General features: G+C 34.7%; 10 protein-coding genes. 5 read left to right on the forward strand and 5 right to left on the reverse strand.

Translation table 11 applies throughout. The features are described 5' to 3' along the window. From J0M08_10265 to J0M08_10275, 3 genes are all read left to right on the forward strand, one after another. A partial coding sequence (locus tag J0M08_10265) for a gliding motility-associated C-terminal domain-containing protein (protein ID MBN8703440.1) occupies positions 1-1,356 on the forward strand: 1,356 nt, incomplete at its 5' end. A gap of 58 nt (positions 1,357-1,414) precedes the next feature. Next, a complete protein-coding gene (gene porQ, locus J0M08_10270) occupies positions 1,415-2,479 on the forward strand; it encodes a type IX secretion system protein PorQ (GenBank protein MBN8703441.1) in 1,065 nt (354 codons plus the stop codon). An 89-nt stretch (positions 2,480-2,568) separates the two neighbouring features. Beyond that, positions 2,569-3,264, forward strand: a complete 696-nt coding sequence (locus tag J0M08_10275; protein ID MBN8703442.1) for a (d)CMP kinase — start codon at positions 2,569-2,571, stop codon at positions 3,262-3,264. Positions 3,265-3,280: 16 nt separating this feature from the next. Here J0M08_10275 and J0M08_10280 read toward each other — a convergent pair whose 3' ends face one another. After that, entirely contained in the window at positions 3,281-6,244 is a 2,964-nt protein-coding gene (locus J0M08_10280; GenBank protein MBN8703443.1) for a hypothetical protein, read from the reverse strand. Positions 6,245-6,338: 94 nt separating this feature from the next. On the opposite strand from J0M08_10280, the gene J0M08_10285 reads away from it, so the two are divergent. Continuing rightward, positions 6,339-7,475, forward strand: a complete 1,137-nt coding sequence (locus tag J0M08_10285; GenBank protein MBN8703444.1) for an FAD-binding oxidoreductase — start codon at positions 6,339-6,341, stop codon at positions 7,473-7,475. Positions 7,476-7,530: 55 nt separating this feature from the next. After that, positions 7,531-7,707 (forward strand): hypothetical protein, encoded by a 177-nt coding sequence (locus tag J0M08_10290; GenBank protein ID MBN8703445.1) that lies wholly within the window; start codon positions 7,531-7,533, stop codon positions 7,705-7,707. Positions 7,708-7,795: 88 nt separating this feature from the next. Here the strand turns inward: J0M08_10290 and J0M08_10295 are convergent, their stop codons facing one another. The 4 genes from J0M08_10295 to mtgA form a co-directional block, all read right to left on the reverse strand. Next, positions 7,796-9,208 (reverse strand): B12-binding domain-containing radical SAM protein, encoded by a 1,413-nt coding sequence (locus tag J0M08_10295; GenBank protein MBN8703446.1) that lies wholly within the window; start codon positions 9,206-9,208, stop codon positions 7,796-7,798. A 139-nt stretch (positions 9,209-9,347) separates the two neighbouring features. After that, positions 9,348-10,163, reverse strand: coding sequence for a 3-methyl-2-oxobutanoate hydroxymethyltransferase (gene panB, locus J0M08_10300; protein ID MBN8703447.1), 816 nt, complete (start codon positions 10,161-10,163; stop codon positions 9,348-9,350). Between the two features lie 4 nt (positions 10,164-10,167). Next, positions 10,168-11,436, reverse strand: coding sequence for a dihydroorotase (locus J0M08_10305; GenBank protein MBN8703448.1), 1,269 nt, complete (start codon positions 11,434-11,436; stop codon positions 10,168-10,170). Between the two features lie 63 nt (positions 11,437-11,499). Continuing rightward, positions 11,500-12,210, reverse strand: a complete 711-nt coding sequence (gene mtgA / locus J0M08_10310; protein ID MBN8703449.1) for a monofunctional biosynthetic peptidoglycan transglycosylase — start codon at positions 12,208-12,210, stop codon at positions 11,500-11,502. Positions 12,211-12,229 lie beyond the last annotated feature (19 nt).

Consider the following 12,229-nt stretch of genomic DNA (forward strand, 5'->3'; position numbering starts at 1 on the left):
TTTAATACAAATGTTTTGGCAAATACCTATACGCTACAAGTATTGGATAGCAATTTGTGCAGCAGTATAGCAGTCTATACAATTACAGACACTCCCGGTCCGACAATAAGTTCTTTTGTTCAAGATGTAAGTTGTAATGGAGGTGCGGATGGGGTTATTCAAACTACTGTTACAGGAGGTGTTCCCCTTTATCAATACAATTGGACGCCAGCGAATGGAAATGTTTCTTCTGTATCTACTTTAGCAGCCGGTACATATACACTGCAAGTAACGGACGATATAGGTTGCACAACCTTGAGTACAATTGCAGTTACGGAACCTCCCTTGTTACAAGCATCTGTATCGGGAACAACAGCCATATGTTTTGGTAGTGCTACAGTCCTCAGTTCTACTGGTGTTGGAGGAGTTTTGCCTTATGCTTATAATTGGCAGCCTGGTGCTCAAATTACCTCTACAATTACTGTTTCTCCAACTATATCAACAACATATACTTTGCAAGTAACCGATGACAATGGATGCACAGCATCTGCAATACACACACTTACCGTTTACGCATTACCCCTAGTTACATATACTACAGATATTAATCAAGGCTGTCCACAATTATGTCCGGTATTTAGTATTACCAGTGGTAATACAGCCTCTTTAAATTCAATATTGTGGGATTTTGGGGATGGACAATTTGGAGCGACCGATAATAGTACGCATTGTTATGATAATTCAGGATTGTATTCTACGAGTCTTATTGTTACAGATATGAATGGATGTAGTAATTCTGCTGCGATTACTAATCATATAGATGTGTATGACGAGCCTGTGGCAAACTTTGCAGCAACTCCGCAAACAACAACCATTACGGAGCCACTTGTACATTTTACCGACAACTCATCAGGGGCAATAAAATGGAATTGGGTTTTTAATGATATAACAGACAATACAAACACCGAGGTAAATCCAAGTCATTTATATTCTGATACAGGAACTTTTTGTGCTTTTTTAATTGTAGAAAATAGTTTTCAGTGTAGAGATACCATAGAGAAATGCATAACAATAACACAAGATTTTGTTTTTAATGCTCCTAATTGTTTTACCCCCAACGGAGATGGAATAAATGATTTTTTTAACGGACAAGGAATTGGAATTTCTGAATATCAGTTGTGGATAGTAGACCGTTGGGGAACTATGATTTATACCACAGGAAAAACAATTAGCCCTGAGAATGCTGTTCCTTGGAACGGCAAAGCGAATGACGGAAATAAATTAGCCCAAGAAGATGTATATGTTTGGAAGGTCCAATTGGTAGATTGGAGAGGAAAAATTCACAACTATGTGGGGCATGTAAGTTTGATTAGGTAGTTTTAATTAATAAGAAATACAATAAAAGTATATTATCTCCGTTTGCTATATTTGTTACATGCAAAAAAAAGCAACTATTCTTTTTCTTTTCATTTCCTCTCTGCTTTCTGCCCAAACGGGCGGCAGTGATGTGTTTCCATCATTAACGTTTCCAATATCTGCACGTTCGGCTTCTATGGGAGGAATTTCAATTGCGGTATCGGATAATGATGTGAATCAGTTGTTGCAAAGCCCGTCATTGCTGAATGCGAGTATGAGCAAAAAGCTATCGTTTAGTTTTGTGAACTATTACTCGGATGTTAAGTTTGGAAATTTTGTGTATGCACAAAAAATAGACAAGTTGAAAGGCTCTGTTGGCGCATATTTGCAGTTTTTAGATTATGGAAAATTTACCCGTGCCGATGAAACCGGTGCTGAGATTGGGCAATTTTATGCCTCCGATTATGTGTTGGGATTGTCCTATTCAAAGCCTTTTGCTGATACCAGTTTTGTTATTGGTGCAAGCGTGAAAAGCATTTACGGTGTTTATGAAAGCTATACTTCTTTTGCCAATGCAGTAGATATTGGTGCTACCTACACAAATACAAAACATTTATTTGGGGCTACAATTTTGTTTAAAAATTGGGGCAAGCAATGGGTAGGATTTACGCCTAATTCCGAAGAAAAATTGCCTTTCGAAGTACAAATTGGAGTGTCGAAAAAATTGGCTAAAGCTCCTTTTCGGTTTAGTTTAATTGGGCAGCAATTGCAGAAATGGGATTTATTATATAACGACCCTGCAAATCCAGCTCCAACTGTTGATCCGCTTACTGGAGAGAAAATTGAAAAAAGTAAATTTTCTGTTTTTGGCAGTAAATTAATGTCGCATGTGGTGTTTAGTACAGAAATTCTGCTTACCAAAAATTTCTTTGTAAATATTGGTTACAATCATCTTCGCAGGCAAGAGTTAAAGCTCGATACACGACCCGGAATGGCAGGATTCTCTTTTGGTGCAGGAATAAAAATTTCAAAATTTAATATTAGCTACGGAAGAGCACAGTATCATTTGGTTGGAGCTTCAAATCACATTTCTCTTACTACCAGACTATCTGATTTTGGTGGAAAGAAGGAAAATCCCAATTAAATTCAATAAAATCGCCATTCCTTTTATCTTTTTTCAAAAAAAAATTTTATACTTGTTAAACCTTTCTAAGAAGGTTTGTTCAAAACCTTATGTCGAAAATTACAATTGCAATAGACGGATATTCATCATGTGGCAAAAGCACATTGGCAAGAGCATTAGCATCTAAATTAGGGTATTCGTATGTAGATTCAGGTGCTATGTATCGTGCAATAACACTGTATTGTTTAAACAAAAAAATAATTGATAATAGGCGATTTGAAACGGATGATGTTGTTAAAGCATTGAGTAAGATTAAAGTTTCATTTGTTTACAATCCTGCCACAAAAATTTCGGAAACCTACTTGAATAAAGAGAACGTAGAAAGAGAAATTCGGCAAATGGAAGTTTCTGACTACGTTAGTCCTATAAGTGCGATAAAAGAAGTACGCACCAAGATGGTTCTCTTGCAACGAGAAATGGGAAAAGACAAAGGTGTGGTAATGGATGGTAGAGATATTGGTACCAACGTTTTTCCCGAAGCGGAATTGAAAATATTTATGACTGCCGACCCAAAAGTGCGAGTACAAAGACGTTTGGACGAATTAACAGCCAAAGGCGTTCAGGTAACTGAAGAAGAGGTGAGAAGAAATTTAGAAAGCCGAGATCATGAAGATACGCATAGGAAAGAGAATCCACTCACACAAGCAAAAGATGCTATAGTGCTTGATAATACAGACTTAAATAAAGAGCAGCAGCTGGAGTTTGTATTAAAATTGATTAGCGATTTGATGCTTACTCGAGATTAGATTGTAAATCTTTTTACTACCTAGTTTCAGTTTCAAATATTTGTTGGGTTATTGGAACACCATCTTTAAAATAATACACACCACCCCAATTCCACATTTTTTTCAAGTAAATATTTACGTTGTCGCCTTTTACAACTACTCGTTTTATAACCTTAGAGGTTCCTTCTTGCGATTCCTCCTCTGTTACACCTTGTCCGTATTTAGCTAAAAGTTGTTTTTTAAAATCAGCTTTAGAGTCTTGCGGGCTAATTGTATTTGTAGTAATGGGAGTCGGGGGTATTGTTTTTAGCAAAAGGTCTATTTCACTTATTTTTTCTTTTGGATAGTTTTCGGAAGGTTTATTATTCGCAGCTTCTGCGTAGGTTACTCTGGCTATTTTATATTCTTTTTCTTTAAAATAGTTATCTGCTTTTGTTAGTAAATCAGTGTATTTTTTGTTTATTTCTTTAATTCTTTCAATGGCATCTAAAATTTTATTAATCTCAATTATTTTATCCTTTGGATATTTTTCATTGGGTTTAATCGCAAGCGCTTCGTTGTAATGAGATATTGCAGTTTGGTAGTTCCTGCCTTCTAATTGGTTGTTTGCCTTTGTAAGCGCATTTTGATATCTCTCTTCGAGTTCTTTTTGTAAGGCAATTTCCGCAACAATTTTGTCAATGTCATCTATTCTTTGTTTTGGGAATAATTCAGTGGTTTTTATGTCTAATGCAGACAGGTAAAAGGACTTTGCCTCTGAATATTTTTTCGCTTCAAATGCTGCGTTTGCTTGTGTAATTTGAGCTTTGTAGGCATCATCAATTTCTTTTTGTTTTCTTTGCTTTTCTTGCTCAGCAAGAATTTTTTCTATTTCAACAATTTTATCTTTTGGATATTTTTCTGCCCGTTTTAGTTCAAGAGCTTCGTTGTATAATTGTATGGCATTGGTATAGCTTTGTTCCGCAAAAGAGTTGTCGGCTTTTAAAATTGTATTGTAGTATTTTTTTTCAAGTTCTTTTGCCGCTTCTCGTTCTGCAATTATTTTTTCTATTTCGGCAATTTTGTTTTTAGGGTATTCTTCTTTCTCTTTTATCGCTTGTGCATCTGTATAGGCTACTATTGCTTTTGGGTAGTCTTTTTCTTTAAGAAGTTTGTCTCCTGTTGCAATTAATAACTGATATCTTTTTTCAACCTCTTTTTCTTTTTCAATAGCAGCAAAAATGGCTTCAATCTCTGCTATTCTATCTGTTGGGTATTTTTCAGCGGGTTTAATGGTAAGTGCAGAATTGTATAGCTGTTTGGCAATAGCATATTCTTTTTTGTCGAATGAAGTATTTGCCAGGTCAATTATTTCGGCATATTTGGTGTTCTGTTCTTGTAGTTTAAGTTTGTCAGCTAGAATTCTATCAATTTCGATTATTTTATTTTTTGGATATGCTTCTGTTGATTTTATTGCAAGTGCATCATTATAAGTGTTTTTAGCAAGTTCATAGTCTTTTGCATTAAATGCTTTGTCTGCTTTTATAATAGTTTGCTGGTATTTAATAGTTATATTTTTTTCTGCATTTAAATCTGATATCAGCTTGTTTAGCTCAGCAATTTTATTTTGAGGTAGTTCTTCAATTGGTTTTATTTTAAGCGCATCTTCGTATAGTTTTTTAGCATCCTCATAGTTGTTTTTTTTCATTTCCTCGTTTGCCTTGTTCATTATAGCAAAGTAGGCATCGTCTGTTTCCTTCGATTTAACTTGAGACGCAATAAGCAAATCTATTTCAGCAATTTTATTTTTCGGATATTCTTCAGTCGGTTTTATCGCTAACGCTTTTTTATAGGTTGTTTTAGCTAGCGCAAAATCTTTTTCTTTTAACGTATTATCGGCCGTAGATAGGAGCTTAGTGTATTCTTCGTCAACATCTTTGTTTTTTTTCAGGTCTTTCGTTATTCTATCAATTTCTAAAATTTTATCTTTTGGATATTTTTCGTAAGACTTTAGTTGCGAAGCTTCTTGGTACGAAGTTTTTGCTGCGGCATACTCATTTTTTTTAAAGGCTTCATCAGCTTTAGCAATAAGGTTATTGTATTGCTCAGATACATCATTCTTTTTAGATAAATTTTCTAAAATTGTTTCAATCTCTTTTATTTTATCTTTTGGATATTTTTCTTCTTTGATAGACAATGCTTCGGAGTAAGCTATTTTAGCGGAACTGTACTCCTTATCGGCAAACGCTTTATCGCCTTTAACTATCAAGCTTTTGTAGTTCTGTTCTGCAAGTGCTTTATTCTGCTGTTCTGCAAGTAACTTATCAATCTCTATAATTTTCTCGCTTGGATATTTTTCGCCTTGTTTAATAGCTATAGCTTCTATGTATAATTTTTTAGCTTCATCATAATTTTTGGTTTTAAAGGCATTGTCTGCTTTTAAAATAGTTGCAGTGTATTTTTCGTCTATTTCCTGTTGTGCATTTGCAATATTTGCGGCTTCTTTTTTTGCTTGTTCTTCTAACGCTTTCAATTGTTTTAGTGCATCCAACATGCTTTCTGTGTAAATTTTATCGAATGAGAATTCTTCTTCTTCTGTGTTGTAAGATATTTTCGCAATCGGATTGTCCAGTACAGAGTAATCAATGTTAGGAAGCATTTCAAATAAAGACACAGTAAATTCAAATCCTCCAAATCCAAACATAGCCCTTCTATCGGGTACATTTTTGGTGGTAACAGTAAATTTTTTGGTAATAAGTCCCTTTTTTGTAATTACAATGGTGTAATCTACGTTCCCTTTAAGCTTGAAACTAAACTTACCATTTTCGCTAGTGGTAAATTCTTGTGCAACAGTAGCTCCTTGATAGAGCTTTATTTTTGCACCTTCTAGTCGCTTCCCATCTTTTTCTACTTTTCCGCCTATCTCTAAATTAAATTCTTGCGCATAAGTTGCTGTTGCAGAAAATACTAATGCAAAGAATACGACCAGACCAAAAATGATATGTAATGATTTTCTAAACACAAATTCCCTAAGTTTTATATCAAAGTGCATACCAATAGCTATAAATATCGTAAAAAATACCTTTTTTGTATATCTTAATCCATTATTAATTTCTATGGTAAGTTTTTGGGAACATAAAACCTATTTTTCAAATTTAGATGCTATTGTTGTTGGAAGTGGTATTGTGGGCTTAACAGCAGCTATACATATAAAATTAAGTAATCCCAAATTGTCTGTATTGGTTGTGGAGCGAGGGTTTTTACCTTCCGGGGCCAGCACTAAGAATGCAGGCTTTGCTTGTTTTGGAAGTCCAAGCGAGCTGTTGGATGATATTGATAATTTTGGCGAAGACAAGGTTTTTCAGTTGGTAGAGAAGCGGTATGCCGGATTACAATATTTAATAAACCTACTAGGGAAGGAATATATTGGTTATACAGCTAATGGTGGACATGAAGTGTTTGATTCCAAACATGCGTATGAACGATGTGCAGATAGGTTGACTTATTTGAATGGAAGACTTGATTCTATTATAGGAAAAGATGTTTTTTCTGAAAGGAATAACCTACTTAATGAATATGGATTTGCAAATTTCTCTCATTTAATTGCCAATAAATTTGAGGCGCAAATTGATACCGGATTAATGATGGAATCCTTGATTGAAAAGGCAGTTGGGCTAGGTGTGAAAATTTTAAATGGTATTTCTATCAACTGCATACAATCTAATGATAAAGAGGTAGTGTTGGACACTGCTAATTCTAGTTTTCAGCTAAAGGCGAAAGGTGTAATTGTGGCAACGAATGGTTTTGCCAAGCAGTTAATACCCAGTCTTGCGGTTAATCCTGCCAGAGCACAGGTGTTAATTACTAAGCCAATTGAAAAATTAAAGCTGTCAGGTTCTTTCCATTTTGATGAAGGCTATTATTACTTTAGAAATGTAGGCAATAGAGTGTTACTTGGCGGAGGCCGAAATTTGGATAAAAAAGGCGAAACAACTTACGAAATGGGACTTACAGATGCCATTCAAAATAAATTAGAACAGCTTCTGCGTGATTGTATATTGCCTAAAGCAAAGTATGAGATAGATATGCGTTGGAGTGGTATTATGGGAATGGAAAGCGATAAAAGTTATATTATTAAGGCGGTCTATCCTAATGTGTTTTGTGCAGTTCGAATGGGTGGAATGGGTGTAGCCTTGGGTAGCTTAGTTGGCAATGAAGTAGCCGATCAGTTTATAAGAATGTTTAAAAATTGATTTTACTTTCCGAGGTATTTAAGCTAAATTTAGTTTCGTAATCAATAATTATTGTATGCGCCACTTTAGAGAATTCATTACCTACAATACATTAATTCTTTCCTTATTCGTAGTTGGAGAAATGGTTTTGTTTGAATCTTGTACTAGAGCAAAATCTGCTTGTGGAACAAAGCGTCAAAAGAAAGCTAGGCACAAACGCATAAAGTCTAATACTACATTTATGACTTATTAGAACATAGAGTTAATCTACTTGTTTCGAGAAGTTTTTTTGGTTTAAAATGTAATGATTAACCTCTTTCGTAATTCAGATTTAAGTGTTTTTATGCCATTTTAGGCGTTGGCATAATCCATTCCTTCAATTTTTTTTCTAATGGGAATGTATATATGTTATTATTTATTCTCCATCTGGCAATGTTTTTCAAAACGGGAATTTTTCTTTTAGTATAAGCTAATTGTTGGTAAAACTTAAAATTTTCTATTTCCTTAATTTTTTCATCACGTATCCATTCACTTTTTGGGGTGCTTACGTAGTCAAAATTACTCCATTCTTCGAGTGTAGTGGCAAAATTAAAACCTTTAGCTAGTAATTCATCTGCAATTTTATTACCAGGGTATGGTTTAAAATAAAAAATACCCATATTAAACTTACTACTCATTTTTCTTAACTCTTTAACCATATTCATGGTGGCATTCATGCTTTCTTCTTTCTCGCCAGGGAAGCCAATTATGATACTGAAATTAATTCCAATATCATATTTAATGCATTTAGTAGCTGAATCAAAAACCTGTTCTAGTTTAATATCTTTTTGCATCCAATTCAACATTTCCTGAGAGCCAGCTTCCATTCCTATCATTACTTTTTCTAATCCCGATTTTTTACAAAGCTCCCAAACATCATCTTCTAATCTAACTCCTTGGTCGGCACGCATAGTTCCAAACCAGGTAATGGGTAGCTTCCTCTTAATAAATTCTTCTGCTATAGCTTTAACTCTTTTACTGTTGGTGAAAAATGTTTCATCTTGAAAATGGACATGCTCAAATTTGTATTTTTTCCAAAGTTCTTCAATTTCATTGACCATCCGTTCTGCACTAAAGCCATACCATCCTCTTTTGTACATAAATGGGTCAGCACAAAACGAACATCTAAATCTGCAGCCTTGAGAAGAAATGTAATCAATTTGTTTTCTTCCACTTAATTTCATGTAAGAAGGAACATCAATTAATTCATAATTAAAAGCAGGAAATTGATTGATATCTAGCATTACTCTTTCGTCATTAGAAATGACTTTGTTTTCTTGATTTTTAAAGCTAATTCCTTGCAATCCTTCCAAGCTAGAATGTGTCTCCAGACGTTCTAATAGTTCTTTAAAAGTAATTTCTCCTTGACCTTTTACCACGATATCTATTGCATCATCATGAAGTGTTTGCTCTGGAAATAACGATGGATGCCAGCCACCCCATACTACCGGAATTTTTGGAAATAATTTTTTTACTTCACGTGATATTTTTTGAGCGTCTTTTATTGGAGCACCCGTTAAAACAGTTGTTGCAAAGCAAATTCCATTGTTGGATAGTGCCGTTTTTATTTTTTCAAGTGGATTTTTCTCTAATCGCGCATCTATAATTTCGATGTTGTATTTATCTGGATTTAAATAAGAGCCAACTGCTATAAGCGCTAAAGGCATTGTGTAAAACACCGCATATGGATTGTATAAAACAACTGTTTTTTTCATTCAGTGAATTTACTTTTAGAATGTAGATGTTTTGAATTAATGATTGAAAATGAAAATAAACAGAATAATTCCAGAATGGGTTCTTTTATTTTATTAAAAATAGGATTCGCCTTACAAGTTTATACCATTTATTTATGGTTTAATACTGCTCGTTTTTGTTAGGAAAATCTTTAGTTTTCACGTCTTTGATATAATTGGAAACAGCGCCTTGTATTTGGTCGTATAGGTTTAAGTACCTGCGTAAAAAACGAGGACTGAATTCTTTGTTAATTCCTAACATGTCGTGTAACACTAACACTTGTCCATCCACCCCGCCACCTGCACCAATTCCTATAACAGGGATAGATATTTTTTTTGCAACAGCTTCAGCTAGTTTGGCCGGAATTTTTTCTAGTACCACAGCAAAACACCCTATACTTTCAAGGATTAACGCGTCTTGTATAAGTTTTTCAGCTTCTTCGTTTTCTTGTGCACGAACAGTGTAAGTACCAAATTTATAAATTGATTGCGGGGTAAGCCCCAAATGCCCCATTACAGGTATTCCGGCAGATAAAATGCGTGAAATAGACTCTTTTATTTCTTCTCCACCTTCTAGTTTTACAGCATGTACCCCAGATTCTTTCATAATTCGAATAGCTGAATTTAATGCTTCTTTCGAATTCCCTTGATACGAACCAAATGGTAAGTCAACTACAATCAGTGCTCTGTCTATTGCTCTTACTACAGAAGATGCGTGGTATATCATTTGATCTAAGGTAATGGGCAATGTGGTTTCGTGCCCAGCCATTACATTGGATGCAGAATCTCCTACAAGTATTACATCAATACCTGCACTATCTACAATTTTTGCCAAAGAATAATCGTATGATGTGAGCATTGAAATTTTTTCGCCACTGCGTTTCATTTCTTGCAATACGTTTGTGGTTACTTTTTTTACTTCTTTATGTACTGACATGATTCTAGCTATTTAAATGCACTTGATTATTATTTATAATCCCAATTACTTTCCCTGTTAATTTTGCTCCAATAAACGGAGTGTTTTTCGATTTCGATTTTATGTTTTTTTCTTCTACAGTCCATTCGGCTGAAGGGTCGAATAGTGTTAGGCAAGCCAATGATTTTTCTGAAATTGTTACAGGTGCTTGATTTGTTATTGCTCTTGGTTGAACAGTTATTGCATTGATTAATTGCGATAAATTTTCTTTGCCTAAAGCGGTGTTGCTTACTGCAAATGCAGTTTCTAAACCAATCATTCCAAATGCTGCCATGTCAAATTCTACATTTTTGCTTTCTGTGTCTTCTGGAGAATGGTCGCTGGTAATGCAGTTGATTGTTCCTTCAGCAATTCCTTTTTTTAGTGCTGCTATATCTTCTTTGCTTCTTAGAGGAGGAAGCACTTTGCAGTTTGTATTGAAATCTGTAAGGTTTGAATCGTCTAACAATAAATTATAAGCATTTACAGATGCCGTTATTTTTAATTTTTTCTTTTTAGCTTCTTTAATTTGTTCCACTGATTTTTTTGTAGATATCGGACCAATATGAAGCGCAGCGTTACAGTATTCTGCAATTGCAATATTTCGTTGTACAATTACTTCTTCTGCAAGTGCTGGTAAGCCTTTTAAACCAAGGGAGGTGCTTGTTGCACTTTCATTCATTTTGCCATCGTGTGCAATTGTACTGTCGTTGCAGTAGGTAATAATTGATCCTTTAAACAGTTGAGCATATTGTAGTGCACGAATTAGTAATCCGGAATTTTTCATAGATTTTTTGTCGTCACTAAAAGCAATAGCGCCAGATTGGTGCATGTCGTATAGTTCTGCAATGTCCTTTCCTTCCTGGTTTTCTGAAATTGAACCTATAGGCAGGATAGCTACAATTTTTCCTTTTGCTTTGTTTAATACGTATTCAATTTGAGCTTTAGAAGAAAGTGTGGGATTGGTAGATGGCATAACCGCTACATGCGTAAATCCGCCTTGTGCAGCAGATTGTATGCCGGAGTTAATATCTTCTTTGTATTCAAACCCGGGGTCGCATAAGTTAGCTTGCATATCAAACCATCCGGCTGATACGTGCAAATTTTTAGCTGAAATTACTTTTGTGTTTTTATCAGCCTTAATACCCTTTTTTAGTTGTTCAATTACTCCGTTTTTAACGAGTATATCTACTTGTTTGCCATTAAATGGAGATTGTGCATCAATTATGGTTGCAGATTGAATGAGTATGTTCATTTGTTTGATACTAAATACCTTACAAATCTATTAAATATATTGAATTTAGAAGGAATTGTAGCCTTATTTAGTTCCAACTTCCTGATATCGTAAAATCCCACCCCAAAGGCTCATTTGTTCTAAAACAAAGTTTTGACGACCTCTTACATAGCCCGATGGCGCTTTGATTGAAAATTTTCTTGGATTGGGCAATACAGCTGCAATAAGTGCCGATTCTGTTCTGCTAAGTTTATGGGCATCTTTTTTGAAAAAATATTTTGCAGTAGCCTGCGCACCATATACGCCATCGCCCATTTCAATTATGTTTAAATATACTTCCATGATGCGTTGCTTATTCCAACATAATTCAATAAGAAAAGTAAAATACACTTCTAATCCTTTACGTATCCAACTTCTGCCGGGCCAAAGAAAAACGTTCTTTGCTGTTTGTTGGCTAATGGTACTTGCGCCTCTTTTTTTCTTATGCTTCTCGTTGTGTTTCATTGCTTTTTCAATGGCTTCAAAGTCAAAGCCATTGTGCTTTAAAAAATTTTGATCTTCAGAACAAACTACGGCTAATTGCAAATTATTAGGGATTTTGTCAAACGAAACCCAATCTTTTTTTAATCGCAGCTCTTTTCCTTCTGTAATTTGCTCAACACAACGAATAAGCATTAATGGAGTGAATGGTACCGGTACAAAGCGAAACAAAATAACGGAAAGTATGCTTAGGATGAGAAACCCAAGAAACAGTTTGAGTAAAAATTTGAATATTTTATGAAAAAACTTTTTCATGCTAGCAATAGGCCTGTTC

The sequence above is a fragment of the Bacteroidota bacterium genome (assembly GCA_017303975.1).
GTDB lineage: Bacteria > Bacteroidota > Bacteroidia > JAFLBG01 > JAFLBG01 > JAFLBG01.